General features: G+C 61.1%; 28 protein-coding genes and 2 tRNA genes. 9 read left to right on the top strand and 21 right to left on the bottom strand.

Annotated features, from left to right (window positions below):
• Positions 1-73: 73 nt before the first annotated feature.
• From cobT to cobS, 3 genes are read right to left on the bottom strand one after another with little or no spacing between them, the layout of a single operon-like run.
• Positions 74-1,951, bottom strand: coding sequence for a cobaltochelatase subunit CobT (gene cobT / locus ACGKZZ_RS06270; RefSeq protein ID WP_411222629.1), 1,878 nt, complete (start codon positions 1,949-1,951; stop codon positions 74-76).
• Entirely contained in the window at positions 1,948-2,313 is a 366-nt protein-coding gene (locus tag ACGKZZ_RS06275) for a hypothetical protein (RefSeq protein ID WP_411222630.1), read from the bottom strand. Before ACGKZZ_RS06275 ends, cobT begins: the two co-directional genes overlap by 4 nt.
• 50 nt (positions 2,314-2,363) lie before the next feature.
• Positions 2,364-3,350: a cobaltochelatase subunit CobS gene (gene cobS / locus ACGKZZ_RS06280; protein ID WP_411222631.1), complete on the bottom strand. Its 987-nt coding sequence runs from the start codon at positions 3,348-3,350 to the stop codon at positions 2,364-2,366.
• Between the two features lie 90 nt (positions 3,351-3,440).
• On the opposite strand from cobS, the gene ACGKZZ_RS06285 reads away from it, so the two are divergent.
• The 4 genes from ACGKZZ_RS06285 (at position 3,441) to msrB (ending at position 5,930) form a co-directional block, all read left to right on the top strand.
• Complete coding sequence (locus tag ACGKZZ_RS06285) at positions 3,441-3,983, top strand: sigma-70 family RNA polymerase sigma factor (protein ID WP_411222632.1); 543 nt, start codon at positions 3,441-3,443, stop codon at positions 3,981-3,983.
• The gene (locus ACGKZZ_RS06290) at positions 3,980-4,681 is read left to right on the top strand and encodes an anti-sigma factor domain-containing protein (RefSeq protein WP_411222633.1); all 702 of its coding nucleotides are present in this window, start codon (positions 3,980-3,982) and stop codon (positions 4,679-4,681) included. The genes ACGKZZ_RS06285 and ACGKZZ_RS06290 overlap by 4 nt, the downstream gene beginning before the upstream one ends.
• Positions 4,682-4,777: 96 nt before the next feature.
• A complete protein-coding gene (locus tag ACGKZZ_RS06295; protein WP_411222634.1) occupies positions 4,778-5,347 on the top strand; it encodes a fasciclin domain-containing protein in 570 nt (189 codons plus the stop codon).
• A gap of 109 nt (positions 5,348-5,456) precedes the next feature.
• On the top strand, positions 5,457-5,930 hold the full coding sequence (msrB, locus tag ACGKZZ_RS06300) for a peptide-methionine (R)-S-oxide reductase MsrB (RefSeq protein ID WP_411222635.1): 474 nt from the start codon (positions 5,457-5,459) through the stop codon (positions 5,928-5,930).
• Positions 5,931-5,969: 39 nt separating this feature from the next.
• Here msrB and ACGKZZ_RS06305 read toward each other — a convergent pair whose 3' ends face one another.
• Together ACGKZZ_RS06305 and ACGKZZ_RS06310 are read right to left on the bottom strand one after the other, a co-directional pair.
• The gene (locus ACGKZZ_RS06305) at positions 5,970-7,166 is read right to left on the bottom strand and encodes a UbiH/UbiF family hydroxylase (RefSeq protein WP_411222734.1); all 1,197 of its coding nucleotides are present in this window, start codon (positions 7,164-7,166) and stop codon (positions 5,970-5,972) included.
• Between the two features lie 52 nt (positions 7,167-7,218).
• A complete protein-coding gene (locus ACGKZZ_RS06310) occupies positions 7,219-7,863 on the bottom strand; it encodes a pyrimidine 5'-nucleotidase (RefSeq protein WP_411222636.1) in 645 nt (214 codons plus the stop codon).
• 102 nt (positions 7,864-7,965) lie between these two features.
• On the opposite strand from ACGKZZ_RS06310, the gene ACGKZZ_RS06315 reads away from it, so the two are divergent.
• Positions 7,966-8,616, top strand: a complete 651-nt coding sequence (locus ACGKZZ_RS06315; protein ID WP_411222637.1) for a GntR family transcriptional regulator — start codon at positions 7,966-7,968, stop codon at positions 8,614-8,616.
• Here ACGKZZ_RS06315 and ACGKZZ_RS06320 read toward each other — a convergent pair.
• Both ACGKZZ_RS06320 and carA read right to left on the bottom strand, forming a co-directional pair.
• Positions 8,613-10,403: a glycosyltransferase gene (locus ACGKZZ_RS06320; RefSeq protein ID WP_411222638.1), complete on the bottom strand. Its 1,791-nt coding sequence runs from the start codon at positions 10,401-10,403 to the stop codon at positions 8,613-8,615. The two genes, ACGKZZ_RS06315 and ACGKZZ_RS06320, sit on opposite strands and share 4 nt — an antisense overlap.
• Before the next feature lie 65 nt (positions 10,404-10,468).
• Positions 10,469-11,638, bottom strand: coding sequence for a glutamine-hydrolyzing carbamoyl-phosphate synthase small subunit (gene carA, locus ACGKZZ_RS06325; protein ID WP_411222639.1), 1,170 nt, complete (start codon positions 11,636-11,638; stop codon positions 10,469-10,471).
• Positions 11,639-11,818: 180 nt separating this feature from the next.
• Between carA and ACGKZZ_RS06330 the strand changes: the two genes are divergently transcribed.
• On the top strand, positions 11,819-12,283 hold the full coding sequence (locus tag ACGKZZ_RS06330; RefSeq protein ID WP_411222640.1) for a GatB/YqeY domain-containing protein: 465 nt from the start codon (positions 11,819-11,821) through the stop codon (positions 12,281-12,283).
• An 18-nt stretch (positions 12,284-12,301) separates the two neighbouring features.
• Here the strand turns inward: ACGKZZ_RS06330 and ACGKZZ_RS06335 are convergent, their stop codons facing one another.
• The 6 genes from ACGKZZ_RS06335 to lipB form a co-directional block, all read right to left on the bottom strand.
• Positions 12,302-13,210 carry a hypothetical protein gene (locus ACGKZZ_RS06335; RefSeq protein ID WP_411222641.1) on the bottom strand — a complete coding sequence of 303 codons (909 nt, stop codon included), beginning with the start codon at positions 13,208-13,210 and terminating at the stop codon, positions 12,302-12,304.
• Positions 13,211-13,223: 13 nt separating this feature from the next.
• Positions 13,224-13,715: a DUF2244 domain-containing protein gene (locus ACGKZZ_RS06340; protein ID WP_411222642.1), complete on the bottom strand. Its 492-nt coding sequence runs from the start codon at positions 13,713-13,715 to the stop codon at positions 13,224-13,226.
• A gap of 7 nt (positions 13,716-13,722) precedes the next feature.
• Complete coding sequence (locus tag ACGKZZ_RS06345) at positions 13,723-14,022, bottom strand: CcdB family protein (protein WP_411222643.1); 300 nt, start codon at positions 14,020-14,022, stop codon at positions 13,723-13,725.
• A 3-nt stretch (positions 14,023-14,025) separates the two neighbouring features.
• Positions 14,026-14,244, bottom strand: coding sequence for a type II toxin-antitoxin system CcdA family antitoxin (locus ACGKZZ_RS06350; RefSeq protein WP_411222644.1), 219 nt, complete (start codon positions 14,242-14,244; stop codon positions 14,026-14,028).
• Between the two features lie 126 nt (positions 14,245-14,370).
• Entirely contained in the window at positions 14,371-16,044 is a 1,674-nt protein-coding gene (gene ctaD / locus ACGKZZ_RS06355; RefSeq protein ID WP_411222645.1) for a cytochrome c oxidase subunit I, read from the bottom strand.
• A gap of 244 nt (positions 16,045-16,288) precedes the next feature.
• A complete protein-coding gene (gene lipB / locus ACGKZZ_RS06360; RefSeq protein ID WP_411222646.1) occupies positions 16,289-16,978 on the bottom strand; it encodes a lipoyl(octanoyl) transferase LipB in 690 nt (229 codons plus the stop codon).
• Positions 16,979-17,069: 91 nt separating this feature from the next.
• Between lipB and ACGKZZ_RS06365 the strand changes: the two genes are divergently transcribed.
• Complete coding sequence (locus ACGKZZ_RS06365; protein ID WP_411222647.1) at positions 17,070-18,791, top strand: peptidoglycan-binding domain-containing protein; 1,722 nt, start codon at positions 17,070-17,072, stop codon at positions 18,789-18,791.
• A 193-nt stretch (positions 18,792-18,984) separates the two neighbouring features.
• Positions 18,985-19,071, top strand: a tRNA-Leu gene (locus tag ACGKZZ_RS06370).
• Between the two features lie 35 nt (positions 19,072-19,106).
• Here the strand turns inward: ACGKZZ_RS06370 and ACGKZZ_RS06375 are convergent.
• From ACGKZZ_RS06375 to ACGKZZ_RS06410, 8 genes are all read right to left on the bottom strand, one after another.
• Positions 19,107-19,388 (bottom strand): hypothetical protein, encoded by a 282-nt coding sequence (locus ACGKZZ_RS06375; RefSeq protein WP_411222648.1) that lies wholly within the window; start codon positions 19,386-19,388, stop codon positions 19,107-19,109.
• Between the two features lie 137 nt (positions 19,389-19,525).
• Entirely contained in the window at positions 19,526-20,461 is a 936-nt protein-coding gene (locus ACGKZZ_RS06380) for an AEC family transporter (protein WP_411222649.1), read from the bottom strand.
• A 26-nt stretch (positions 20,462-20,487) separates the two neighbouring features.
• Positions 20,488-21,288 (bottom strand): MBL fold metallo-hydrolase, encoded by an 801-nt coding sequence (locus ACGKZZ_RS06385; RefSeq protein WP_411222735.1) that lies wholly within the window; start codon positions 21,286-21,288, stop codon positions 20,488-20,490.
• Complete coding sequence (locus ACGKZZ_RS06390) at positions 21,288-22,091, bottom strand: TatD family hydrolase (protein ID WP_411222650.1); 804 nt, start codon at positions 22,089-22,091, stop codon at positions 21,288-21,290. Before ACGKZZ_RS06390 ends, ACGKZZ_RS06385 begins: the two co-directional genes overlap by 1 nt.
• A gap of 47 nt (positions 22,092-22,138) precedes the next feature.
• The gene (locus tag ACGKZZ_RS06395; protein ID WP_411222651.1) at positions 22,139-23,260 is read right to left on the bottom strand and encodes a DNA polymerase III subunit delta'; all 1,122 of its coding nucleotides are present in this window, start codon (positions 23,258-23,260) and stop codon (positions 22,139-22,141) included.
• The gene (tmk, locus tag ACGKZZ_RS06400; RefSeq protein WP_411222652.1) at positions 23,257-23,883 is read right to left on the bottom strand and encodes a dTMP kinase; all 627 of its coding nucleotides are present in this window, start codon (positions 23,881-23,883) and stop codon (positions 23,257-23,259) included. The genes ACGKZZ_RS06395 and tmk overlap by 4 nt, the downstream gene beginning before the upstream one ends.
• The gene (locus tag ACGKZZ_RS06405; RefSeq protein ID WP_411222653.1) at positions 23,880-25,052 is read right to left on the bottom strand and encodes a D-alanyl-D-alanine carboxypeptidase family protein; all 1,173 of its coding nucleotides are present in this window, start codon (positions 25,050-25,052) and stop codon (positions 23,880-23,882) included. The genes tmk and ACGKZZ_RS06405 overlap by 4 nt, the downstream gene beginning before the upstream one ends.
• A 35-nt stretch (positions 25,053-25,087) precedes the next feature.
• Positions 25,088-25,975 (bottom strand): SPOR domain-containing protein, encoded by an 888-nt coding sequence (locus tag ACGKZZ_RS06410; protein ID WP_411222654.1) that lies wholly within the window; start codon positions 25,973-25,975, stop codon positions 25,088-25,090.
• Between the two features lie 182 nt (positions 25,976-26,157).
• On the opposite strand from ACGKZZ_RS06410, the gene ACGKZZ_RS06415 reads away from it, so the two are divergent.
• Positions 26,158-26,247: transfer RNA gene (locus ACGKZZ_RS06415), tRNA-Ser, on the top strand.
• Positions 26,248-26,357 lie beyond the last annotated feature (110 nt).

Here is a 26,357-nt window from a genome sequence, read left to right on the forward strand (position 1 = left end):
AAAAATACTCAAATCTAGCGACTTGGAAGGCCGCACATGTCGGACCGGCTATGCCGGTTCAACACGATTTGCGTCATCGCGAGCGATTGATGCCGAGGAACCGCGCCCGCGCGCGCGGATCCCTGTCAAACAAGGACGCGAGTTGTTCGGTCATCGCACCGGCCAGTTGTTCGACATCCGTGATCGTGACGGCGCGGTCATAGTAGCGCGTCACGTCATGGCCGATGCCGATGGCCAGAAGTTCGACCTGCTTTCGCCGTTCGACCATCGCGATGACATCGCGCAGGTGTTTTTCAAGATAATTGGCCGGGTTCACCGACAGGGTGCTGTCATCCACCGGCGCACCATCCGAGATCACCATCAGGATCTTGCGCGATTCCGGCCGATGCACCATGCGCCGATGGGCCCATTCGAGCGCCTCGCCGTCGATGTTTTCCTTCAGCAAGCCTTCCTTCATCATCAGGCCCAGATTATCGCGCGTCCGCCGCCACGGCGCGTCCGCTCTTTTGTAGATGATGTGGCGCAGATCGTTGAGACGTCCGGGCTGTTGCTCACGCCCCTCGTTCAGCCACTTCTCGCGGGCCTGACCGCCCTTCCAGGCGCGGGTGGTAAAGCCGAGGATCTCGACCTTGACCGAGCAGCGCTCGAGCGTGCGGGCGAGCACGTCGGCGCAGATCGCGGCGATGGAAATGGGGCGTCCGCGCATGGAGCCGGAATTGTCCAGCAGCAGCGTCACCACCGTGTCGCGGAACTCGGTATCCTTCTCGATCTTGAAGCTGAGCGGCGTCGTCGGGTTCGCCACGACGCGCGCAAGGCGACCCGCATCCAGAATGCCCTCTTCGAGATCGAATTCCCACGAGCGGTTCTGTTGCGCCTGAAGACGGCGCTGCAACTTGTTGGCCAAGCGGCTTACGGCGCCCTTGAGCGGCTCGAGTTGCTGATCGAGATAGGCGCGCAACCGCTCCAGTTCGACCGGCTCTGCGAGATCCTCGGCTGCGATTTCTTCGTCATGGCTGGTGTCAAAGACGGTATAATTGGGGTCGGCTTCGGAAAACGCGGGCGGGGGCGGCGGCTCCATCGGAGCCTCGCCCTCCGGCATCTCGGTTTCCTCGCCCATCTCCTGATCGGCCATGTCGTCCATCGACACCTGCGCCTGAGAGGGATCCTGCGTCTGCTCCTGGCTGCTTTCGGGGCTGGCCTCGGCGTCCTGATCCTCGTCGTCGTCCTGACCGGTGCTATCGGGCTCTTGCTCCTCCTCGCCGCCCTCTTCGGCCTGATCCTCAGCGTCGTCATCCGCCGCGTCGGGATCATCGCCCAACTGGTCGCCATAGCCCAGATCGGTGATTACCGACCGTGCGAACCGGGCAAACGCTGCCTGATCGGACAGCACGTCCTGAAGGTCGTCCAGCTTGCCGCCTGCCTGATCCTCGATAAAGCCGCGCCAGAGATCCATCACGTTCTGCGCGCCCTCGGGTAGATCGCGGCCGGTGGCCAGATGGCGCACCAGATACCCTGCCGCCATCGCCAATGGCGCATCCGCAGCCTGGGTGATCTGATCATATCCGCGCCGCATCGCCTCGTGGCCGATCTTGGCGTCGATGTTGCCGGCCGTACCCGGCATATCGCGTGCGCCCATCGCCTCGCAGCGCGCGGTCTCCATCGCTTCGTACAGTTCGCGCGCGGTGTCGCCGGGCGGGGCGTAGCGTGTGTGCGTGGCATCGTCATGGTAACGGCGATACATCGCCATCGCATCCGCCGTCCCGCGCGCCAGCAACACTTCGTCGCGTGTCAGGCGCCGGCTGATCTGGGGCAGGCGCATCGCGTCGCCCGAGATGCCCGCCGGATCGACGGAGTAGCTGACCGTCAGATCGGCATCGTTCGCCATGACTTTGGTGGCTTCGGCCAAGGCCTTCTTGAACGGGTCGGCGGGGTTGTCGGTTGGCTTGTTCATTTCAGATCCCGTGTTTCCGGATGACGGTCTGCAAACTCCTGACAGATGGCACTGAGGTCTTCGAAGACCTCGCGGCTTTGCGTGTCATTGCCATAGATATAGCCCTCCATCAGCAATGCCATCAACGGACGTTGTTCAGCGATATAGGCGTCAACGGCGCTTTCCGCGCCGCCCAGGCGAAGCGCGACTTTGCGGAACGCAGCCGCAGCGGTGGCCGCGTCCGCATCGGTGTCGAGATAGGGCGAGACCTGTGCATAATCCTCATAGCCAAGCCAAAACGCAGCGCATTGGGCGGCCGGATACAGCGAGCCTTGTGCCGCCATGACCGCGCCTGTGCCGAACGCCACCCCGATCAGGACCACCCTTCTTGCAAGTTTGGCGGGAGCCCGACGGAAGTGGTCCGCCCGGAAAATCACGGCACGCTCAGCGACGCGGCACTTTCCGGCAATTCCTCGTCAAAGCACCGCTGGTAAAATTCCGCCACGGTCTGACGCTCCAGCTCGTCGCACTTGTTGAGGAACGACACCCGGAACGCATAGCCGACGTTGCGGAAAATCTCGGCGTTTTGCGCCCAGGCGATCACGGTGCGCGGGCTCATCACGGTGCTGAGGTCGCCATTCATGAAAGCGGTGCGCGTCAGGTCGGCAACGGTCACCATCTGGCGCACGGTCTTGCGGCCCTTTTCGGTGTTGTAATGCGGCGCCTTGGACAAAACGATGGACGTCTCGGCGTCGATCGACAGGTAGTTCAACGTCGCGACCAGTGACCAGCGGTCCATCTGGCCCTGGTTGATTTGCTGGGTGCCGTGATAAAGCCCTGTGGTGTCGCCCAGACCAACGGTGTTGGCGGTCGCGAAGATGCGAAAATACTTGTGCGGCGTCAGAACCGCGTTCTGATCGAGCAGCGTCAGCTTGCCGTCGGTTTCCAGCACGCGCTGGATCACGAACATCACGTCGGCGCGGCCTGCGTCATACTCGTCAAATACAATCGCGGTCGGGTTACGCAGCGCCCAGGGCAGGATGCCTTCCTGAAACTGGGTGACCTGCTTGCCATCGACCAGCTTGATCGCGTCCTTGCCGATCAGGTCGATGCGGCTGATATGGCTGTCGAGGTTCACCCGCACGCAGGGCCAGTTGAGCCGGGCGGCGACCTGTTCGATATGGGTTGATTTGCCAGTGCCGTGATAGCCCTGAATCATCACCCGGCGATTGTTGCGGAACCCCGCAAGGATCGCCATCGTGGTATCGGTGTCGAACTTGTAGGTGCTGTCCAGATCCGGCACGCGTTCGGTCCGCTCGGGAAACCCGTGCACGATCATGTCGGAGTCGATGCCAAAAACCTCGCGGGCCGAAATCTCCTCGGTCGGTTTGGCGTTGATGTCAATCATCCCGTCGGCCATGCTACGGACATCCTTCCTTGCTTCGCGTCTTACGCCGTGTGGTGCAACATAATGGCGGGAGGAGCAAGGGAAAGGCAGCGGGAAACCTTTATGACGCCACTCCAGGAGATCGAGGATCTGCTTGCCCGCGTGGCTATGGCCGACCGCACGGCGTTCTCAAGGCTTTATGATCGCGTGTCGGCGAAACTTTTTGGTGTCTGCATCCGTGTTTTGGATGATCGCGCAGAAGCAGAAGAGGTGCTGCAGGAGGTTTTCGTGACGATTTGGAACAAGGCCGACAGCTACCGCGTGAACGGTTTGTCGCCGATGACATGGCTGATCACGATTGCCCGCAACCGTGCCGTCGACCGGCGGCGTGCGCGCAAACTGCCACCCGCTCCGATCGAAACGGTCGATCTGATGCCGGACCGTTCGCCCGGACCCGAAGATCAGGCCGTTGCCCGATCCGAAAGCAAACGCATCGTCGCCTGTCTTGATGAATTGCCCCGCGCCCGCGCGCATCTGGTGCGCCGCGCCTATCTCGATGGCGACAGTTACGCCGATCTGGCACTGGCGACGGGCGTGAACCTGAACACCATCCGGACGTGGTTGCGCCGCAGTCTGATCTCGTTGCGGGAGTGCCTGAGCCGATGACCCAGCCCCCCACCGACCTTCCCCCTGACGAGCCGGTCACCGAAGCGGCTGAATACGCGTTAGGTCTGCTGACCGACGCCGAGCGCGCCGCGTTCGAGGCGCGACTGGCAGCCAGCCGCGACTTGCAGGACGAGGTCGGTGCCTGGCAGACCTATCTGGCAGAGCTTGCCTTGGCCGAGGTCGATGAAGTTGCGCCGCCGCCGCAATTGCGCAAACGGCTGGAGGCGACCCTGTTCCAGAACAAGCGCCGGTCGATCTGGCAACTGGTTTGGCCCTATGCTGCTGGCGGCGCTGCGGCTGCGCTGGTGTTGTGGCTTGCGGTGAGCAACGATCTCCTGCTGCCGGACGACGGCCTACGCCCAACGCTACAGGCCGAGCTTGCCGCAACGCCGGAGGGGGGCGACGTCGTGCTGACGGCACAGGTCGATCCTGCTGCGGGGCAGGTTGAGGTAGCGCGCGGCGGAGCGACGCCACCGGAAGGCCGCGTGTTCGAACTGTGGTTGATCGTCGGAGAGAACGCGCCGGTGTCCTTGGGTGTTCTGGACGACGGTGCGACAACCCGATTGACGCTGCCCCAGACCACGTTGGCCAGCCTGTCCGGCGCGACACTGGCGATCACCGACGAGCCGCCGGGCGGGTCGCCCACGGGTGCGCCGACCGGAACGATCCGGGCTGCGGGCACGCTCACATCATCCTGACATGTATGTGATCGGAATTTCTGAAACGGACGGCGCGTGGCCTTCGTGTCTACTCCCGACCCGCATCGAAACCAGCGGGCAAATTTGGAGGACGACATGACATTCAAGACACTGACAACAGCCCTTGTGACAGCCACGGCCCTGACGGGCGCCGCTTTTGCGGAAAGCCATTCCGAGTCCGGCAACCCGATGGTCGGCGGTGCGGCGATGATGGCTGACATGAACATCATTGAAAACGCGGTCAATTCCGCGGATCACACGACGCTGGTGGCGGCTGTCAAAGCTGCCGATCTGGTGGACACCCTGTCTGGCGAAGGTCCGTTTACGGTGTTCGCACCGACAAATGCCGCTTTCGACATGATCTCGGAGGAGTCGCTCAACGCGCTGCTGCAACCTGAAAACAAGGCGCAATTGCAGAAGATCCTGACCTGCCACGTCGTTGCCGCCAACGCGATGTCGGATGCGATTGCCGGGATGATCGCCGATGATGGCGGCACCCATCCGGTTCCCACGGTGGGCGGCTGTACGTTGCAGGCCAAGATGGACGGCAACACGATCACCCTGACGGACGAAAACGGTCGCGAAGCGACTGTGACCATTGCGGACGTGAAGCAATCCAACGGTGTCATCCACGTTATCGACCGGGTCCTTTTGCCAGCCCAATAACCCTTTTTCCCCCGATCCAGGGGTATCGGGATCGCGCAAAAGTGTGTGCCTCGGCCTTGCGCACAGCAGGGTCAGGGCCACATCTTACGCTCATAAAGAGGAGATTTTCATGTTGAGACGCACATTCCTGCAAAGCACCGCCGCTTTTTTCGGAGCGGGTGCCAGCGCCAGCCTCGTTTCAGCTGCCGAAGGCAATTTCGAGGTCACACGAACCGAGGCGGAATGGAAAGAGATGCTGAGCCCTCTCGAGTACAAAGTGATGCGCGAAGAGGGTACGGAACGCGCCTTCACGTCGCCGCTCAACGATGAGGAGCGCGCCGGCATGTTCCATTGCCGCGGCTGCGACCTGCCGGTCTATTCGTCCGAGCACAAGTTCGACAGCGGCACGGGTTGGCCGAGTTTCTGGCAGGCGCAGGACGGCAATATCGAGACCAAGCCGGATCGTATGCTGTTCGTCGTGCGGACCGAATGCCATTGCCGCCGGTGTGGCAGCCATATGGGTCACATCTTTGACGACGGCCCGGAACCGACCGGCAAACGTCATTGCATCAACGGTGCAAGCCTTACGTTTCAGGCGGCTTGAGACACCTGTCTGGCAGGGCCGGTTGACTGGCCTTGCCGACTATTTTCCGCGCGCGCCAAGACCCAGTTGCATCAGGGTCTTGCGCAGCGGAGCCAGCGTATAAAGAGCATCCAATCCGCGCGCACGCATGTCGCGAAGCGGTTGCGCGCTGAGCATGGATGTCCGGTTCAAGAGGGTGATCCCGGCAACCCGCGCCCGAATATCGACGATGCGCTTGCGGTGATAGGCATCGAGCACTGCGCGGCTGCCAATATCGCCTTTGGCGGTCCGCACCAAATCCCTGAGAACGCGGATATCGGTCAGGCTCATGTTCAACCCTTGCGCACCGATGGGGGGCACGACATGCGCAGCCTCAGCCACCAAAGCCAGGCGTTCACCGCTCAATCGGTCGGCGTGTTGGCTTATGATGGGCCAGATCGTGCGGCGCGAGGCCAGTTTCAATGGCCCGAGCAGACCGCAGGATCGGGTGGTCATCGCGTCTTCAAACGCGGCTTCGTCGAGCGCGAACAGCGCCTCTGCCTTGGGTCCGGTTTCCATCCAGACCACTGCCGAGGACGGCTTTCCTTCGTGATCGGGCAACGGCACGAAGGTAAACGGGCCGCCGGTGCGATGGATTTCTGTCGACACGTTTCCGTGCGGCGTCGGGTGCGTGACCGCGAAGGCGAGCGCCTTCTGGCCGAACCGGGTCGTTGTCACCTCGATCCCTGCGGCCTGACGCATTGGCGAATTGCGCCCGTCGGCGGCGATCACCAGCTTGCACCGCACCTTCGTGCCATCGCTTAGCCCGACGCGCGCCTCGCGCTCTCGGGTGAACAGCGACGTGGTGCCTGTGCCGTGACGGAAGGTGACGTTATCCAGGGTTTCCAGATGCGCGACGAGTTCACGGCGCAACAGCCAGTTGGGCAGGTTCCAGCCAAACGGCGCGTCCGAAATATCAGACGCGTTGAACGCTTTTGTCACGCGAGGTTCGGCCACCTCTCCGCCAGCGTCCACGATGCGCATCACCTGCAAGGGCATTGCGTGATCGGCCAACCGGTCCCAGAGCCCGATCTCGGCCAGAAATGCCTGCGCCGGTTGCAGGAAGGCGGTGCTGCGCAGGTCTGATCCTTCGGCGTTCCGCTCGGTCACCGGTGGGGCGGGGTCGAGGCACAGGACAAAAAAGTTATCCTTCCCGAACGCCGCCGCCGCCGCAAGTCCGGCAATGCCGCCGCCCGATACAACGATGTCATAATCCATCATGTTCTCCTTTGCCGCGAACGCAGGACGGTCGGGCGACAGCCTTTGCGGATCAGGTCAGACGCGCCAGAAACGCGGCCAGATCGGGTGTGTGGTACTGAATGTGCGGCGCGTCGATCGCATCATCGGCCACGTGCACGGTGCGCATTCCCATCGCGTGTGGCGCGGCAAGGTTGCGCGGATCGTCTTCGAACATCGCCGCGGTTCGCGTGTCAGTGCCATCGCGCCCGAACACCCGTTCAAACGCGCCGCGCTCTGGTTTGGGCTGGAAATCGGCGTGTTCCACGCCGTAGACTGCATCGAAAATCCCGCTCAGACCGCGCGCCTTGAGCACGTTCTCGGCATAGGGTGCCGAGCCATTGGTGTAGACGATCTTGCGGCCCGGCAATTGCGAAATCAGCGAGGCGAGATACGGATCTTCGGAAAGTACCGTGAAATCAATATCATGCACGCTGTGAAGATACGGGTCAGGGTCCACGCCATGCTCGCGCATGAGACCGGCAAGCGTTGTGCCATATGTTTTCCAGTAATCCAGCCGCAGGTCATTGGCCTCGGATTCGTCAACGCCGACAGTGTCCATGACAAATTTGACCATGCGCACTTCGATCTGATCGAAAAGCCGCACGGCGGGCGAGTACAGGGTGTTGTCGAGGTCGAACACCCAATGACGGACATGATCGAAAGCTGATTTAACCATACCCGTTAGGTAAGGCGCGCAGGGGCCCGCGGCAATGGCTTGGCTTGCGTCTTTTGGTCCGGCAGCGCTATCGTGCCGCCAGCGCAATCAAAGGCCTGATGTATGACAGATGTAAAGCCTCCTCAAAAGGACGCCTATTCCTCGATACTGGAAGCGATCGACGTCGGGATCTATCGGCCCGGTGATCGGTTGGTGGAAAGCGATCTGGCTGACCGGTTTGGCATGTCGCGCACGCCCATCCGCGAGGCCTTGCAAAGGCTTGAGACTCAATCGCTGCTGGCGCGGGACGGTCGGTCCTTGATCGTGGCATCGCTTGATCACAATCAGATGGCCGAATTGTACGTTGTACGTACCGAACTGGAAGGGCTTGCCGCGCGGCTTGCGGCGCGCCATGCGACCGAGGAAGAGGTCCAGGTGCTGCGCGACATGGTCGAGGAGGATCAGGCGTTCCTGAACGACCCGTCCGTATTGGCGCGGGCCAACCGGCGGTTTCACAAGCAAATTCATCTGGCCTCGCATAACCGGTTTCTGGTGCAGCAGCTTGATCTGGTGCACCGCTCCATGGCGCTCATGGCGACCACATCGCTGGCAGCGGAAGGGCGCGGCGAGATTGCGCTGGCCGAACATCAGGCAATCGTCAACGCGATTGCCGATCGCGATGAAGATGCCGCCTACAAGGCGCTGCGCGATCACATTTCGGTCGCGTTCGTGACACGGCTCAAGCTCGATTCGATGGCGCAGGAGACCGACTAGCGCCGCGTGATGTGAATATCGCCGCCGGCGATGTCCGGGGCTGAAAGCCCGTGCTGGGTTTTCTCCCAGTAGAATGGTTTGAATATCAGTTGCGACCACGCCTTGTAGACGGCAAAGACCCCGAGCGGAAAATAGAACATCATCATCGGCACCCATTGCAGCAGTTTTTCATGCTGCGTCCGGCCCACGGCGACAAAGCCGATCAGCAACGACACCAGCTCTGTCAAAAGAAAGAGGGCCAGAAGGCCCCCCAGCCATTGTTCCGGCAGTGCATCGGTAAAGGGCGTCGATAGCCCGAACAGCACCAACCAGAAACACCAGAGCACGGGCGCGAGGGTGAATTGCAAGATGGTGGTAAGAAAGAAGAACTGGAAGCCGAGAAATTTCCAGACGCCCATTTCGCGGATCAACCGGAAGGGACGGCGCATATGCACGAGGTAGGTGATTATATATCCCTTGAGCCACCGCGAGCGTTGCTTGATCCACGGATAAAGCCGGTTGTTCGCCTCCTCCCGCGTGACGGTGGGCACGAGGATCGTTCTGTAGCCAAAGCGGGAAAGGCGGACGCCAAGATCGGCGTCTTCGGTCACGTTGTGGGCATCCCAGCCTCCGACATGTTCCAACGCGGCGCGGCGCAGATAGACTGTCGTGCCGCCAAGCGGGATCGAGAAGCCAAGCCGCGCCGCACCGGCAAGAATGATGCGGAACCACGTTGCGTATTCGATGGTGAAACAGCGCGCGATCCAGTTCGACCGCGTGTTGTAGAAATCGAGAATCCCCTGCACGCAGGCCACGTCGGCGGGTGAGATGTGAAACGCCTCGACGATGCGCTCGATCTGGTCGGTGGCGGGCGCGTCTTCGGCATCCAGCACACCGATGATGTCACCGCGCGTGTAGCGCAATGCGTAGTTCAGTGCGCGAGGTTTGGTTTTCAACTGGCCGTCGGGAACATCGACAACCCGCATCCAGGCCGGAAGGGACATTGCGGCGATCATCTCTCTGGTATTTTTGTCGGAGTGTTCGAGAACCAGCACCACGTCGAGCAAGGATTTGGGATAGGTCAGCCGTGACAGCCGCCGCACCAGTTCATTGGCGATGCCGGCTTCCTTGAACATCGGAACCATCAGGCTCACCACCGGTTTTTCGGCCAATGGTACATTGACCGGCTTGCCGGGGGGCTTTTTGTAGCCGGCCAGAAAGACCGAAATCTTGAAGAACTGACAGGCCAGAAGATTGGTCACCGCGACCAGGGTAATGCCTATGAAAAATACGTCGGGAAGCAGGTAAATGAGTGCGAGGCTGACCCCGAAAAACAGCATGGCGGCGACTGCGCGTGGCCATGTCAGCTTGTTGATGTCGCGGCAGCTGAGGTCATCGGGCACCTGATGTTCGGCCAGGGCGGCGAGGTGGTCGCCATGCCGATCCGACACCAGGCGATGGATATCTTCTTCGGTCGCGTCGCAAAACAGCACCGGGCCGATCAGATGTTCCAGCATGTCACGCAATTGCGCGCGATCGCCTTCGTGCGCCGTGCCCACCAAGGTGGTTTCCCCGAGGGTTCCCCAAGGCAGAACGCGATGCTCAATGCAGAATTCCGGCGGCAGGATGCCGTCAAGTGCAGGATCGGGCGGATTGTTGATCGGATCGAGCCGCCGCCGAGTGGCCGCGAGATCGCGGGCGCGTTGCACCACCAGCTCGGCACCGATCGCCGCCGGTCTTGCATCGGCGCGTTGGGAAGATGTTCGCACAAACGGCATGTCCGTCGCGATCGGTGTCTGACCGGCCATATGTCCCCCGGAATTGATCCGGGAGCCACTAGACGTGCAAAGAGTTAAGCGTCAGTTAACGGAATTTACGCATCGACGCGTTTGGCCGTGTCCATGGATGCCACGAACCGTTCAAAGAGGTAGTAGCTGTCTTGCGGTCCGGGGCTGGCTTCGGGGTGCTGCTGAACCGAAAATACCGGACGATCCTTCATGCGAATGCCGCAATTCGAGCCATCGAAAAGCGACACGTGGGTTTCAACAACGCCTTCGGGCAAAGTCTGTCCATCCACCGCAAAACCGTGGTTCATCGAGGTGATCTCGACCTTGCCGGTCTCGGTGTCCTTGACCGGGTGGTTCGCGCCGTGATGCCCGTGACTCATCTTGACGGTCTTGGCTCCAAGCGCAAGCGCAAGCATCTGGTGGCCAAGGCAAATTCCGAAAACCGGAAGGTCGGTTTTATCCAGGATTTCGCGGATCATCGGAACCGCGTATTCACCCGTCGCCGCCGGGTCACCGGGCCCGTTTGACAGGAACACCCCGTCGGGATCATGTGCCAGAATGTCCTCCGCAGTGGCCGTCGCGGGAAGAACGGTCACGTCGCATCCAGCACTTGCCAGACAACGCAGAATATTGCGTTTTGCGCCATAGTCGATGGCGACAACCTTGTGCGTCGGATTGGTCTGCCGGGAATACCCCTCGGGCCATGCCCACCGCATCTCGTCCCAGCGGTAGGTTTGGGCGCAGGTCACGTCGCGGGCAAGATCGAGCCCTTCGAGCCCAGGAAAATCGCGCGCCTTCTGCACCAGTGCCTCGATGTCGAAAACGCCGTCGGGATTGTGCTCGAGCGCGACATGCGGCGCACCTGTCTGACGGATCGCGCGTGCCAGCCTGCGGGTGTCGATCCCGCCAATCGCGATGCGTCCGCGCGCCGCCAGCCAGTCGCCAAGTTCTTGCACGGCCCGCCAGTTGGAGCTTTGGGTCGGCATCCATTTGACCACCATGCCCGCCGCGACGGGATCGCTGGCTTCGTCATCGTCGGGGTTCACGCCGACATTGCCGATATGGGGGAACGTGAAGGTCACGATCTGGCCCGCATAGGACGGGTCCGTCATGATTTCCTGATAGCCGGTCATGGCGGTGTTGAAACACAATTCGGCCACCGTAGTGCCGGTTGCGCCGAACCCCTGACCGTAAAACACGGTGCCGTCCGCCAGCGCGAGGCAGGCCGTCGGTGTGTCGTTGAAAAGCTGGGACATGGCGCGACTCCGCTGGGGTGAAACCGGTCGGAACCTACGGCTGCGCAGCGTTGCGGTCAAGGGCAGAGCTGAAATGCGTTTAGATGTAACTTCAATGGGTTAGAAGATCTCTCCCCGGCTTGCGTCCGAGCGTCTCCTCGCTTAGTGTGCACGTTTGTTCAACCATGTGGATGGGAATTCATGGATCTTCGCACACGGATCACTTCGTCGATCAAACAGGCCATGCGCGACAAGGACAGCGCGCGGCTGTCGACGCTTCGCCTGATCAACGCCGCCATCAAGGACCGCGATATCGCCGCCCGGGGCGAAGGTATCGAGGATGGCGTTGGCGATGATGAAGTGCTTGGCATCCTTGGCAAAATGGTCAAGCAGCGCAAGGATACCGCCAAGACTTACGAAGAAGCGGGACGGCTTGATCTGACTGAGCGCGAATTGTCCGAGATCAAGGTGATCGAGGAATTCCTGCCGCGCAAACTGTCCAAGAAGGAAGTTGCAAAGGCGGTCGACTCGGCAGTGGAAGAAACCGGGGCAACCTCGATCCGCGACATGGGGCGCGTGATGGGCGCGTTGAAGGCGAAATATACGGGCCAGATGGATTTCGGCGCCGTGGGGCCGATGGTGAAGGATCGCCTGACGCAAGCCTGAGCGACCGTGCACCCACCGTCAGTTCTGTGACGGCAGGCCAAAATCCCGGCGGATCGTGTTCAGATCGTCCGGGTCGTCGATCCGGTACTTCTTGACGAACCGTGTCTTGTATCCGACCCGCCCCCGGCGCGCGCCGAAGTTTTCGCCGTGGTTTAGCATATAAAGCACGGACGGTCGCGACAGCGGCGTCAGGGCGAGGCCTGCCAGCCGTGCCAGATAGGGAAACATGCGATGTTCGTGCTGCGTCATCTCGGTCAGAAACCGCGTTGACTGGGGCGTGTTCGGGTCATGGTAGAGCGCACAGCAGCTGCCACACAGTTTCCAGAACGGTTTGCGCATCGGCGCATCGGGCGCCCGTCGATCCGCCAATGCGATATCGCCGGTGGCGGCGTCCATGACATAGCCGGACTGCGCAAGATACCCGCCTGCCGCCTGTCGTGTCAGCATTTCCTGCACCGCACCCTGTCGCAAGAGATCATCGGCATCGAAGGACATCACGTATCCCGGGTGTGGGGCGAGATCCGGCAACGCTTCGTTCAGCACGCGCAGCTTGCGCCACTTGTCGTTGCCCGGCGCGCGATCAGTGAAGGGGATCACCGAGATCCGGGGATCGTCGGGAATGTCGGGCGTCTCCTGACAGCAGATCGTCGCCGTCCAGTTCGGATCATCCTGCTCGATGAACCGCTCCAGCGTTGCGGTCAGCCGGGCGGCTACAGCTGCCCAGTCGGACACGTGTGCAGGGCCAACCAGCGGCAACAGGAAGGTGACCTGCCCGGCAGCCCGCATCGACATTTGCGTCGCGCGCAAGGCGAGGGCGGCGCGCTCGGATTCCGCCATCTCGGGCGTAGGGTCCGTCTTGCCGAGAAGGCTTGCGCGCAGAAGATGGCGCGCACGGGTCAGTTTGGGGACGGCGGGAACCTGTGCCATGGCACCTCGACTTTCAGGGGGTGACGATGCGTCGGATCTTGGCATCCAACTCGACATAGAGCGCCATGCGTTCGTCTTCGCTGAGAAACGCACCGATCTCGACCTCCCGGCCTGAACCGGACAGCGTGACATAGTGGGGCACGGGGCCTCCCTTCGTGTGCATGTTCACCTGCGTCCAATACCGGTTGCAATGCCACTCCTGCGGATCAGTGCCGCTTGCTTCCCGCGTGAGGTGGACGTCGTCGGCGCTCAGCGTCAAGGTCTCGACGATCTGGCGGTCGCGCTCATTGCGCCGCAACGCATACCACGTCGCTGCCAAGGCAGCCAGAACGAAGGGCAGGATCCCCCAGAGCAGGACGGTTCCGATTAATCCGTAAAGCGGGATCGTGGAGAGTGTGAAGATGCCAAGGATCGTTGCGGCGAAACCGGGGGCCGGCAGGGATTGATAGGGCCAGAGCCGGAGCGTTGACATCCTCTCGGATGTATCTGTCCAAACGTAGGGCATGGTCTGCTCAATACCCCATCGTCAGCAGATTGCAGTCGCGCATGATGTCGTCCCGCTGGTTTGCGGCAGAGCCCAGTTTGGTGACCAGTTTCGGAAATGCCAAGGTTGCAAGCTGAAGCGGGTTTGACCGAAACGTCAAATCACCCATCGCAATTCGGGGGGCGAGGATTTGCAGCGGACGGTCTGACCAGTTGTCCGCACCCAACCGTGCAACCACGCGCGTATTTGCATCGTTGAACAGATCGGCCTGCACCTCCAGGACGTAACTGCCGTTCTCGGTGCGAAAAACATCAGACTGCTGCGCCATCGGCTAACTCTGCCGATACTTGGCGAGAGGAAGACCCTCGTCTTCGACAAGCTTGTTGTAGGCGTCGAACGCTGCCTTGTTCTCTTCTTTCCAGTGCTCGGCCTCGGCGTGTCGCACCTGCGCTTCTATACCAGCCTCGGCCGCGCGCGAGATGTTGACGCCGACCGCTTTGGCACACGCAAACAGGTCTGCGTCAAGGCTGAGGCTGGTGGATTTCCGCATTATGGTGTGGCTCCGCGTTGTAACGGTTTTTACCGCGAAACCTACCGGCGATCAACGGTAGGCGTCACAATCGAAAAAGCCCCGATGATAACATCGGGGCTTCTCCTGTTTCGATTTAGGGACGCGTCAATGCGCGTGGGTTTTTTCCCAATCTTCCCGCTTGGGAAGTTGCTCGAACGTATGTTCGGGCGGCGGCGAGGGCAGGGTCCATTCCAGGGTGTCCGCGTACTCGTTCCACGGGTTCTTGGCGGTTTCGGCTTTGCCCTTGGCAAGGCTCCACACCATCACACCGATGAAGAATACGAACGACGCGAATGAGAGGAACGCGCCCCAGCTCGATACATAGTTCCAGAAGGCGAATGCCTCGGGATAGTCGATGTAGCGGCGCGGCATGCCCTGACGGCCCAGGAAGTGCTGCGGGAAGAACGTGATGTTCGCACCGATGAAGAACGCCCAGAAGTGCAACTGGCCTGCCCATTCAGGATACATCTTGCCGGTCATCTTGGGGAACCAGAAGTAGATGCCGGCGAAGATCGCGAAAACGGCGCCAAGGCTCATCACATAGTGGAAGTGCGCGACGACGTAGTAGGTGTCGTGGTAGGCGCGGTCCACCGACGCCTGCGCTAGCACAACGCCGGTCACGCCGCCGACGGTGAACAGGAACAGGAACCCGAATGCCCAGAGCATCGGTGTCTTGAACTCGATCGAGCCGCCCCACATGGTCGCGATCCACGAGAAGATCTTGACCCCTGTGGGCACCGCGATGACCATCGTTGCCAGCATGAAATAGCTCTGCTGGGTCAGCGACATGCCCACCGTGTACATGTGGTGCGCCCAGACGACAAAGCCCAGTGCACCGATGGCGATGATCGCCCAGACCATCGGCAGATAGCCGAAGATCGGTTTGCGGCTGAACGTAGCGATGACGTGGCTGATGATGCCAAAGCCGGGCAGGATCACGATGTAAACTTCGGGATGACCAAAGAACCACAGGATGTGCTGATACAGCACCGGATCGCCGCCACCGGCCGGATCAAAGAACGTCGTGCCGAAATTGCGGTCGGTCAGGAGCATGGTGATCGCGCCCGCCAGAACCGGCAGCGCCAGAAGGATCATCCATGCGGTGATGAAGATCGACCAGGCAAACAGCGGCACCTTGAACAAGGTCATGCCCGGTGCGCGCATGTTGAGGAACGTGGTGATCACGTTGATCGAGCCGAGGATCGAGGACGCGCCCGAGACGTGGACCGCGAAGATCGCCAGATCCATCGACAGCCCGCCTTCATTGGTGGACAGCGGCGGATAAAGCACCCAGCCGACGCCAGAGCCAAGCTGCCCGTTGCCCCCCGGTGCAAAGACCGAGCAGATCGCCAGCGTCGTACCGGCGACGAACAGCCAGAAGCTGAGGTTGTTGAGACGCGGGAACGCCATGTCGGGCGCGCCGATCTGGAGCGGCATGAAATAGTTGCCGAACCCGCCGAACAGCGCCGGAATCACCACGAAGAACATCATCAGGATGCCGTGGCCGGTGATCAGCACGTTCCAGAGATGGCCGTTGGGGGTACAGTCACCGACCGCAGCGGCCGTCAGGCGTGCGCCTTCCATGCACATGTACTGAACCCCGGGGTTCATCAGTTCCATACGCATGTAAACGGTGAATGCCACCGAGATGAAGCCCGCGAGACCCGAAATGATCAGGTAGAGTATCCCGATATCCTTGTGGTTCGTGGACATGAACCAGCGTGTGAAAAAGCTCCGCTGGTCTTCGTGTTCATGGCCGTGAATGGCGGCGTCTGCCATGTCTGCCTCCTGCATGTGTCTGTCGATGAGGCACAGCTTACGCGGCTGGACCCTTCATTCCTGTGACGTTTTAGAACGTGCAAGTGTGAGCGGCAACGGATGTATTTGACGCAGATCAAACTTTATTGTCGCAGTTCAGTGGCGGACGAAATGCCGCGAATTTTCAAATTTCACTATTGTCTTTGGTGGGTTAGCAAAATTTGACACGGATTATGCATGTTTTGAACGCTCAGACAGCATCCCGTCACGCAGATCTGCCTGCCGCAACCGCCGGATTTTGCATGACCGCATCAAAGCTTTTTCGCAACGCGATGTCGAGGTCGTCCATCGTGACCGGCAACCCGAGATCGACAAGCGATGTGACACCGTAATCGGTGATACCGCAGGGCACGATTCCGGCAAAATGGCTGAGGTCAGGCTCTACATTGATCGAGATGCCATGAAAGCTCACCCATTTGCGCAGCCGAATTCCGATCGCGGCAATCTTGTCCTCGGCAACACGGCCATCAGGAAGGGCTGGCCGGTCCGGCCGTTCGATCCAGACGCCGACCCGGCCGTCGCGGATATGACCCGTCAGGCCGAATTCGCCCAACGTGGCAATCACCCAGCCCTCAAGTTCTTGGACAAAACGCCGGACATCCCGACCGCGTGCTCCGACGTCAAGCATGACGTAAACCACACGCTGGCCCGGCCCGTGATAGGTGTATTGACCGCCGCGCTTGGTATCGAACACGGGAAACCGGTCCGGGTCCTTGAGGTCCTCGCGACGTGCACTGGTGCCGGCGGTATACAGGGGCGGGTGCTCGAGCAGCCAGACCAGTTCATCGGCGTCTCCCGCCGCAATCGAGGCTGCGCGCGCCTCCATCGTGGCGACGGCGGTGGCGTAGTCTGTCAAGCCGTCAGAGATGATCCAGTCTACCATCGCCAAGTCCACTGTTTTCTTGACTTAGCGTCAATTCTTTTCAGAATAGTCGTCATATTAACGATTTTCATGTCTCTGTGAACATGTTTGGAAGGGTTTAGCAATGATACCTCGCATTTCAATCAGCGCGCTCGTCGCAGCCAGCCTGACGCTGTCACCTTTGCCCGCAATGGCCAATGACGCCTTGATCGGCGGGATAATCGGCGGTGTGATCGGTGGCGCCATCGGAAACAGTGCCAAACGTTCTGCCCCCAGACGAACCTATTCGGCACCCAAAAAGCAACGCCGCTCTACCGGGATAAGCTCGGCGCAGCGCGAATCGAATCGCCAGACCCAGACCGCCTTGAATTACTTCGGCTTCAATTCCGGGACGCCGGATGGGGTGCTGGGGCGAAATTCGCGCACGGCGATCTCTCAATACCAGTCTCATCTTGGGTATTCGCCGACCGGACAGCTTACGTCCTTTGAGCGGGATTTCCTCATCTCCTCGTTCCACCGCGCGCAGGCGGGTGGGCCGGCGACCGCGCAACTTATCGCATCGAACCCCCAAGGCGTGCGCGGTATCCTGATTGCCTATCGCGATGAACAGACCAACGGGTTCGGAGGCAGCGCGACGTCGGCCATTGGCGGACATTACGGGTTGCCGTCGGTCGTCGCAGCGGCAGTCAACGAAATCGCCAAGAGTTCGGACCCCTCGGCAGAGCAACTGGTGCAGCGTCATGGCTTCATCCAGTTGGCCGATATCAATGGCGATGGCAGCACCGATTACATCATTGACACCTCGGTCACGGGATCGGCCTTCTGGTGTAACGCTCAGGCGTGTATGGTGCGGGTTTTCGCCTCCACTCCAGACGGATACGAGCGCAACGACTTCCAGGCGTTCAACGTGACCCCTGCCATGTTCGAGTGTACACGCGGAACGTGCGCCAAAACCGATGACTCCCCGCGTCTGGCCACTGCGGACCTCGTGCCTCAAGCGCCCCAGCCTGCCGCTCCTGGAACGCAACTCGCCGGCATGCCGACGGCACGCGCACCCGCGCTGCCGGTCCCATCGGCGCAACCCGTCGTCAGCGGAGTCGCATCCAGCGCGGCACCAGAGTCCGGAGTGGCGATGCCATCCTTTATGGGCGGGCAACAGGTCGCGCAGCAATCACTGGCGTCGTTCTGTAACAAGGTCAGCCTTTTGACCAGTTCGAACGGCGGGTTCGTGACCGAAGCATCAATCACGGACGCCAATTTTGCCTTGGCCGAACAGATGTGCCTCACCCGCACCTACGCAATGGCGCAGGGTGAGGAATTGATCGCCAAGGTGCAGGGTGCCACGCAAGAGCAGATCACCGAACAGTGCCGCAGCTTTGGCCCGCTGTTGAAAGATCACGTCTCGGCCGTGTCCCTGCAGACGCGGGACGAGGTCTTGCAGGGTGTTTCGTCCTTCATTCTGGCAAGCGGGATGCCTCCGCAACAATTGGCCGGCACGGCGCGCGTGTGCTTGTCGGTGGGGTATCGAGTGGATGACATGGATGTCGCAATGGGCTCGGCGCTGCTTCTGACATCACTTGGCGAAACGGGATATGCCGAGCTTCTGGGCCATCACCTCAGCCAGGGCATTGGCGCGTCAGAGCGCGCGGATATCGCCGTGGCCTGGTACGAAGCTGCCCTGACATCGTTCACTGACAGCGGCGAGATGGCGTTTGCACCGGGTCAGCCGGATCGCATGGGACTCTTGCAAAAGGCAGCCCTCATGCTCGGCGGACAGGCCATCGCGACGCCGGACGAATCCACCCCGAAACCTGCGGCGCTTCCCTTGCTGGTTGTGGATAATTGATGATCGTGCCCCGAGAGCCGAATGCGGTCTCTCGGGGTGGTTTCTTGGTAGGTGTGATGGGGGAACGGTAGGGGTTTGGCTTGCGCATCCAACGCCCCGTTCGCTCGTAAAGCGATCTTTACAGTATCAAGAAATTTGCGCTTGCCCCGGACAGAAGCTTTCGCTAATCACCCGCCTACCAAGTCAAGACAGTGCGGTCGTGGCGGAATTGGTAGACGCGCAGCGTTGAGGTCGCTGTGGGGTAACACCCGTGGAAGTTCGAGTCTTCTCGACCGCACCAGTTTAAATCTCAGTGATCCCTGAACATCTGGCCACTCAATTCGAAGAACTGAGTTGAAAAGGCGCGAAGCTCTGTGCGTGCATGTCGACATGGCGCAAGGCATCGGCTTCAACCAGAACCTCATGCACCAAGAGCACCTTCATGCCATGAGCAAGATCGTCTTGTGTGCTGATTTCCATAATCCGCGCCCGCTCAGCGTCATTAATCTTGGCTGCGTCAAATTCGGCAACGTAGTTTTTGACAACGTCTGTGAACGTATCCGCATGGGCGGAGATCGGGGCAAAAAAGATCAGCGTGGCAGCAATAAAGCGTTTCATATCCTCTGGTCCGGTCAGTTGCGGTTCGGGGATGTAACGTGCGCGCCACATATATGTTCCCGTTGAGACGGGTCCGGCACACATCATGCAGTGGATGTGCCGCAGTGGTCCGCGCCGATCCTGCATAGATCCGGATGTTACGGGAGAGCCCCGAGCCAGAGCCACACCGTCAAAACGCTCAGCGCCGTGGCGATCAATACCGATGACGCCGCCACCCGACGGGCACGTGCGTACATGTTGGCAAACACATAGGCGTTGATCCCCGGAGCCATCGCGGCGTTCAACACGGCACTGCGAAACGCGCTGTCATCCAGCATGAAGCTTTTTCCCAGGGTCCAGGTGATCGTGGGATGAAGCACCAGGCTGATCGCGCAAACGTAACGGATCACCCGCATGTCGCCCTCGGGACGGTAGCGGTACAGAACGCCGCCCATGGCGAAAAGCGCGGCCGGGAGCGCGGTTCTCACCATCATGTCCAGAGCGTCGCTGAGTGGAACGGGGAGCGAGATATTCAACAGGTTGAACACCGCGCCCAGCATGATTCCGATCACAAGCGCGTTGCGGAACATTGCCTTGAGCACGATCATCGGCACATCCCGGTTTGGCAACTCCGCCGCGCGGGCGCGGACGAATTCCATCACCGTGATGCCCAGGCCGTAGCAGAATGGCGAATGCAGCGCGATGATCGCGTAATTGGCGCTGAGGGCGTCTGTCCCGTAGGCGCGTTCCGTGATGGCGAGGCCGAGCAGGACAGAATTGGCGAACAGGCAACAAAAGCCGATGGCGACGGCATCTTCCCAGCCGCGTTTGAAGAAAAAGCGGACACCGAACAGCCCGGCCAGAAAGCAGCTGAGCGAGCCTGTGTAAAAGCTGATGAGCAAGGGCGCGGTAAAACTGTCGCCGAAATCGAGCGTCCAGATCGAGCGAAACAGCAAGCACGGGATCGCGATGGTCTGGGTGAATTTCATCAACCCGTCGATCACGCTTTCGCCCAGCACGCCACGCCACGTCACGACATAACCAAAACCGATCAGGACAAAAACCGGCAGGATGATCTCGATCAGCGTCTGCATGTCACATCACCTGATCGCGGGCAGGATCATAGCGGCTGCGTGATCACCATGCCGTCGTAGGCCGGTGTGATGTGCGCGGGCGTTTCGGCGTCGACCGTTGCGTAGTCGAGGTCGATATGCATGTTGGTGAGAATGCCTCGACGCGGCTTGGCGCGGTCCAACCATTCAAGCGATTGCGCGAGATGCGCGTGGGTCGGGTGCGGCTTCCGGCGCAATGCATCCAGAACCCAGACGTCGAGATCTTGCAGATGGTCGGCCCAGACGGGTTCGGAAATAGACGCAACATCAGGCATATACACCAGATCGCCGATCCGGAAACCAAGCGCGTCGATGCTGCCATGATTGACCCGGAACGGCGTCAGCACAACCGAACCACCAGCGCCGGTCACGGTCACCGGGCCCATGATGGTGTTCATTTCAAGGATCGGCGGGTAAGGGCTATCGGAGGGCTGCACGAAGGCATAGCCAAAGCGCGAAAACAGATCGTTCTGCGTGTCGCCATCGGCCCAGACCTGCAAACGATGCTTCATGTTGAAGACGATCATGCGCAAATCATCGACGCCGTGAACGTGATCGGCATGGCTGTGGGTGTAAACGACGCCGTCGAGTTCACCGACGCCAGCGTCCAGAAGCTGCGCGCGCATGTCCGGCGATGTGTCGATCAGAACGCGGGTGATGCCACTATCCGTAACCCGCTCCACCAGCATCGAGCAGCGGCGTCGGACGTTGCGCGGGTTTGTCGGATCGCAATCCCCCCAATGCCCGCCAAGGCGCGGTACGCCGCCAGATGATCCGCAGCCCAGTATGGTAAAGCGCGTCTCGCCCATCATGGAGCGGACTCGTACTGCGCCGCCTTGGAAAACAGCCGGTCGAAATTTGCCTCGGTTTGCGCGGCGAACTCTGCGTAATCCATCCCGAACAGCCCGGCACCGACGCGCGCGGTATGCGCGGTGTAGGCCGGTTCGTTGCGCCGCCCGCGATGCGGCGGCGGGGCGAGGTAGGGGCTGTCGGTTTCCACCAGAATGCGATCCACAGGCGCGGAGGCGAAAATGTCGCGCAGATCCTGGCTCTTGGGAAAGGTCGCGATGCCCGACATCGAGAGGTAAAACCCAAGATCAAGCGCTGCGCGCGCGAGGTCGGCGGATGAAGAAAAGCAATGCATTACACAGTTGTAAGGCTTGTTCTTAAAGCCATCTGTGAGGATACGCGCCATATCGTCATCGGCTGCGCGGGCATGGATGATAAGTGGCAGGCCGGTTTCCTGCGCCGCCTTGATATGCACGCGGAGCGATTGTTTTTGAATCTCCGCACTGTCGCTCGTGTAGTGATAATCCAGTCCCGTTTCGCCAATGCCCACGAACTTCGGGTGCTGCGCCAGCGCGACCAGTTCGTCGACGCGTGCAAGCGGTTCATCGGCGGCACTCATCGGATGGGTGCCGGCGGCGTAGAACACCGGCTCATAGGCTTCGGCAATGGCGCGCACCTGAGGCTCCAGCCGCAGCTTGGTGCAGATGGTGACCATCCGCCCGACGCCCGCATCCAGCGCCCGTGCAATCACGTCGGGGCGTTCGTCATCGAAGTCGGGGAAATCCAGGTGACAATGACTGTCGGTGATCGTGTGAGTAAACATGGCTGAGGTATCGGGGATGCGCGCGGGAGCGTCAAGCCACCCCGGCGTTATCGCGGGCAGCCGTCCTGCAACGCCAGAAAACTGGCCAGCAAAAGCGATCCGGTTTCGACGTTCACCGCCCGCCCGTGTCGCAAGCGGTCGCCTTCGGTCTGCGCAATCCGTGCCCATGCCCGCGCGGCCTCTGGTGTCGGACACAGACGCTGGAATGTCTCGGCCTCTTGCAGCGCGGCGGGCGGGTCGGGTGGCTGGCCGAGTGCGCCAGTGCGCGCGAGCCTCGCCAGAGCACGGTCAAACAGGGTCAAGAGAAGATCAAGCCGGTCCTCCTTGCCGCGCCCGGCGGCGCTTTCGGCCAAAGCGATGGCAATCGGGCGGCTGAGGTCGGGCAGGGTGGCCAACAGCTTGACCAGATCGGCGTAGAGCGTCAGCCCGTCCTGTTGCAAGAGCCGCACCGACGCACCAACTGATCCACCCGACAAAGCGGCCAGTGCTGCCGGGTCGGCCCCGGTCTGGTCGATCTCGGCAGCGGCGAGCGCCTGTGCCATGTCCGCCGCTTCAAGGGGCGCCAGACGCAATTCGCGGCAGCGCGAGCGAATTGTCGGCAAGAGGCGCGATGGTTGATGGCTGACCAGCAGGATTGTAGTCCGGGCGGGCGGTTCTTCCAGCAGTTTCAAAATCGCATTGGCCGCGTTGACGTTCATATCGTCGGCCACATCGACAATCACCACACGACGTCCACCATCGGTGGCGGAGAGGGCGAAGAAATTCTTGAGCCGGCGCACTTCATCGACCGTGATCTGTGCCTTGAGACGCTTGGCCTTTTCGTCATACGGGCGGCGCAGAACGAACAGGCCGGGCTCTGATCCGGCCTGCATCCGCCGCGCCACCGCATGTTCGGGGTCGATACCAAGATCCGCCGGGCGGGCGGCTGCGCCGAACATGTCGCCCGCATCGGCGGGGGGCGTTGCCAGCAGAAATCGCGCGATCCGCCATGCCAGCGTCGCCTTGCCCACACCGCGCGGACCGGTGATGAGCCAGCCGTGATGCAACCGGTCCGAACCATAGGCTTGCAGGAAATCCGCCTCGGCTACGTCCTGTCCGAACAGGCGCGCGGTCTCGCGCGGATGCGGCGCGCCGTCGATGCGGTCGGGTTCTGTTCTGGTATCACTCATGGCAGATGCGGGCTTACCGCAGCCCAGACATCCTCTGCAACAACCTCGGGCGCACCGGCCCCGTCGATCACCCGAAACCGGGTCGCGAATTCCTCTGCCAATTCAAGAAACCCGGCGCGCATGCTGGCTTGCAGACCTTCGCCGAAATTCTCAAACCGCTCTTCCTTGGTATTGCGCGACTTGGCACGGCTCAACCCTGTGGCCGGGTCCATGTCGATCAGAATCGTCAAATCCGGGTCCACGCCGATCATCAGATCGTGTAGGGCATCGACCTTGGCGCGAAGATCGCCGCGCGACAGCCCCTGATACATGCGCGTACTGTCCGCAAACCGATCGCAGATGACGATGTTTCCGGCTTCGAGCGCGGGGCGGATGGTGCGCTCAAGATGATCGCGCCGCGCGGCGGTGAACAACAACAGTTCGGTTTCCGCCGACCAGCGATCCGGATCGCCCTGCAAGACCAAAGCGCGGATTTCTTCGGCCCCCGCACTGCCGCCGGGTTCGCGGGTGAGGACCACATCGCGCCCCTGCGCGGTCAACCTGTCGGCCAGCGCACGCGCCTGCGTGGATTTGCCCGACCCGTCAATCCCTTCAAAGCTGAGAAACAGCCCGTGTCGGCTCACATCGCACCGTCGGCCGGTGCGCGAAGACGTCCCATCAGAACTTGCGAGACGTTCATGATCCGGTCGACAAAGCCGCTGGCGGGCACGCCGCTGGCAGCATAAAGCGGAATCCGGTGTTCGGGCAGCCCTTGGGGGCTGATGATCAACTCGGCCAACTGGCGACCCTCGACCACCGGCGCTTTTATCGGGCCGGTATAGACAACCTCGGCGGTCACTCCACTGCCGGGCATGTTGGGCAAGAGCAATGTTACATCGTCCTTCGCCGCCAGGCCGACCGTGTCGCTGGCCCCCATCCAGACATCCGCTGTCGCAATCACGGCACCCGCTTTCGTCACGGTTTTCTCGGCAAACTGGCGAAACGCCCAGTTGACGATCGATTCCGATTCCTGCGCACGTGCTTGTGCGGAGTCGAGGCCGGTGATCGAAAAGATCACGCGCCGGTCGCCTTGCTTGGCCGAGCCGACAAGCCCGTAGCCGGCCTCTTGCGTGTGGCCTGTTTTCAATCCGTCCGCGCCGATCCCAAGGCCCAGCAGGGGGTTGCGGTTGTAGCGGTTCTGCGATTCCGCTTCGTCGAAAAGAAACTCTTCTTCGGCGAACATCGGGTAAAAATCGGGAAAGTCGTTGATGAGACGCTGGGCCAGCAATGTCAGATCACGCATCGACATTTCATGCCCCTCAGCAGGCCAACCGCTTGCGTTCTTGAAGGTGGAGTTGGACATGCCCAACTGCTGCGCCCGCTGGGTCATGAGGCGCGCAAATCCGGCTTCGGACCCGTCGGGTGACAGCGCCTCGGCGATCACCACACAGGCGTCGTTGCCCGACAACACGATTATACCGCGCAAGAGATCCTCGACCTCCACCCTTTCGCCTTCGCGCAGGAACAGGGTCGAGCCGCCAAAGGAATTGGCATGCGCGGAGACCGGCAATTTCTCGTCCAGTTGCAAGCGCCCGTCGCGCACTGCCTCGAAGGCGATATAGAGTGTCATCAGCTTGGACATGGACGCCGGGGGCAGGGCGGTGTCGGCGTTTTTCGACAGCAATACAGTCCCGGTGGTTCCATCCAGCACGAAAGCCGCTTCTGCGCTGGTGTCAAATGCCGCCAGCGGAGCGGTGCTCAGCATCAGCGCGGCCATACCTGCGGTGAGAAAATTGCGATAGCGGCGGATCATGGCAGCTCTCCTGTCCTGTCGGTTTCGGACGGCAGTCAATTCGTGACGACGTAGGCGTCTGTAAAGCCGGAATTCTTGATTTTGGCAAGCAAGGCGCTGCGCTCTGCGCGGGTCTGTGCCGGCCCGACGAGCACGCGCCAGAACGCCTTGCCGCTTGAGGATTGTTCAAGAACGGTCGGGACCATTCCCGCCTGCCGCATCGCGGTGGCGGTGTTGTTGGCATTCTGTTCGACACTGAAAATACCGATTTGAATGAAAGGCTTATCCAGCGACGACGCGGCCGGACGCGGAACGGGCGCGGGTTCCGGTGTCGCATCAAGAGCCGCGGCCGCGCTTTCGGTCACCGGATCGAGCGTCGCTTCCGCAACATCCGTGGGTGCCGCCAACGTAGCGTCGACATCAGCGCCGGGTACGTCTTGCGCCGGGGCGGCGGCTGCATCGTCGGGCACCTCCTGGCGGCGCAATGCCACAACGTTCAGGTTGGTCGGAGCGCCAGCCAGCACTCCGAGCGCCGCCGCTGCATCGGAGGAGATTTGCAGGCGTGGCCCCGGCGTCTCGCGCTCTTTGCGAAACAGCGCGCCGATGACGAAATTGCCGTTGGCTTCGTTGCGGATGATGACGCGCTCGGGTTCCGAAACATCGGGATGTGCAGCCCAGACGCCACCAAGCGACGGACGACCGTCCCACAGCCCGGGTTCCGACACCTGGAAGACCTCGGGCGCTTCGATGTCGCGCTCGACCAGCTTTGTCGATCGCGAAGCGCCAGATGCGGTCTCGGCAGCCAATGAATTGGACTCACCGCCTTGCAGGAACCCCGGCAGGTTGCCGCCTTCACAGCCCGCCACTGCAAGCAGGGTCACCCCGCACATCATGAATGCGCGTGGCCGCCGCCACAGCCGGGGGTGCGTGATCGAATTCTTCATTGCCTGCTCGCCTTATGCTGTGCCGAACCGGGCGTGACCGGGCAAAACCCGTCGCGCCGATCGTGTTTTGCACGAACCTTACAGCGATGTTGACCGCAAGAAAAGTCCGACGGCACACCACCCAAAATTTTCCCGCCGCCCGCTTTCAGAATCGCAGCCGCCCCGCTATGTGCTCTGCCACCGGAGGTTTGGCAGAGTGGTCGAATGCGGCGGTCTTGAAAACCGTTGGGCGTGAGAGCGTCCCCAGGGTTCGAATCCCTGAGCCTCCGCCAAAAAATCCCCATAGATTAAATTTCAGCCCCGAAAATTGAACGTATTCAACCGTTTAAAAGGTTTCGTTTTCCCGGCGTGTCTCATGGCTTCCCGCCAGTTCCCTTGTTTG

This window comes from Marivita sp. S2033, from assembly GCF_046592965.1.
Taxonomy (GTDB): domain Bacteria; phylum Pseudomonadota; class Alphaproteobacteria; order Rhodobacterales; family Rhodobacteraceae; genus Marivita.

Bases quoted from the DNA above. Each gene is read 5' to 3' on its own strand.
- cobT (WP_411222629.1), bottom strand. From the start codon at position 1,951: ATGAACAAGCCAACCGACAACCCCGCCGACCCGTTCAAGAAGGCCTTG.
- cobS (WP_411222631.1), bottom strand. From the start codon at position 3,350: ATGGCCGACGGGATGATTGACATCAACGCCAAACCGACCGAGGAGATT.
- ACGKZZ_RS06285 (WP_411222632.1), top strand. From the start codon at position 3,441: ATGACGCCACTCCAGGAGATCGAGGATCTGCTTGCCCGCGTGGCTATG.
- ACGKZZ_RS06290 (WP_411222633.1), top strand. From the start codon at position 3,980: ATGACCCAGCCCCCCACCGACCTTCCCCCTGACGAGCCGGTCACCGAA.
- ACGKZZ_RS06295 (WP_411222634.1), top strand. From the start codon at position 4,778: ATGACATTCAAGACACTGACAACAGCCCTTGTGACAGCCACGGCCCTG.
- msrB (WP_411222635.1), top strand. From the start codon at position 5,457: ATGTTGAGACGCACATTCCTGCAAAGCACCGCCGCTTTTTTCGGAGCG.
- ACGKZZ_RS06305 (WP_411222734.1), bottom strand. From the start codon at position 7,166: ATGGATTATGACATCGTTGTATCGGGCGGCGGCATTGCCGGACTTGCG.
- ACGKZZ_RS06310 (WP_411222636.1), bottom strand. From the start codon at position 7,863: ATGGTTAAATCAGCTTTCGATCATGTCCGTCATTGGGTGTTCGACCTC.
- ACGKZZ_RS06315 (WP_411222637.1), top strand. From the start codon at position 7,966: ATGACAGATGTAAAGCCTCCTCAAAAGGACGCCTATTCCTCGATACTG.
- ACGKZZ_RS06320 (WP_411222638.1), bottom strand. From the start codon at position 10,403: ATGGCCGGTCAGACACCGATCGCGACGGACATGCCGTTTGTGCGAACA.
- carA (WP_411222639.1), bottom strand. From the start codon at position 11,638: ATGTCCCAGCTTTTCAACGACACACCGACGGCCTGCCTCGCGCTGGCG.
- ACGKZZ_RS06330 (WP_411222640.1), top strand. From the start codon at position 11,819: ATGGATCTTCGCACACGGATCACTTCGTCGATCAAACAGGCCATGCGC.
- ACGKZZ_RS06335 (WP_411222641.1), bottom strand. From the start codon at position 13,210: ATGGCACAGGTTCCCGCCGTCCCCAAACTGACCCGTGCGCGCCATCTT.
- ACGKZZ_RS06340 (WP_411222642.1), bottom strand. From the start codon at position 13,715: ATGCCCTACGTTTGGACAGATACATCCGAGAGGATGTCAACGCTCCGG.
- ACGKZZ_RS06345 (WP_411222643.1), bottom strand. From the start codon at position 14,022: ATGGCGCAGCAGTCTGATGTTTTTCGCACCGAGAACGGCAGTTACGTC.
- ACGKZZ_RS06350 (WP_411222644.1), bottom strand. From the start codon at position 14,244: ATGCGGAAATCCACCAGCCTCAGCCTTGACGCAGACCTGTTTGCGTGT.
- ctaD (WP_411222645.1), bottom strand. From the start codon at position 16,044: ATGGCAGACGCCGCCATTCACGGCCATGAACACGAAGACCAGCGGAGC.
- ACGKZZ_RS06365 (WP_411222647.1), top strand. From the start codon at position 17,070: ATGATACCTCGCATTTCAATCAGCGCGCTCGTCGCAGCCAGCCTGACG.
- ACGKZZ_RS06375 (WP_411222648.1), bottom strand. From the start codon at position 19,388: ATGAAACGCTTTATTGCTGCCACGCTGATCTTTTTTGCCCCGATCTCC.
- ACGKZZ_RS06380 (WP_411222649.1), bottom strand. From the start codon at position 20,461: ATGCAGACGCTGATCGAGATCATCCTGCCGGTTTTTGTCCTGATCGGT.
- ACGKZZ_RS06385 (WP_411222735.1), bottom strand. From the start codon at position 21,288: ATGGGCGAGACGCGCTTTACCATACTGGGCTGCGGATCATCTGGCGGC.
- ACGKZZ_RS06390 (WP_411222650.1), bottom strand. From the start codon at position 22,091: ATGTTTACTCACACGATCACCGACAGTCATTGTCACCTGGATTTCCCC.
- ACGKZZ_RS06395 (WP_411222651.1), bottom strand. From the start codon at position 23,260: ATGAGTGATACCAGAACAGAACCCGACCGCATCGACGGCGCGCCGCAT.
- ACGKZZ_RS06405 (WP_411222653.1), bottom strand. From the start codon at position 25,052: ATGATCCGCCGCTATCGCAATTTTCTCACCGCAGGTATGGCCGCGCTG.
- ACGKZZ_RS06410 (WP_411222654.1), bottom strand. From the start codon at position 25,975: ATGAAGAATTCGATCACGCACCCCCGGCTGTGGCGGCGGCCACGCGCA.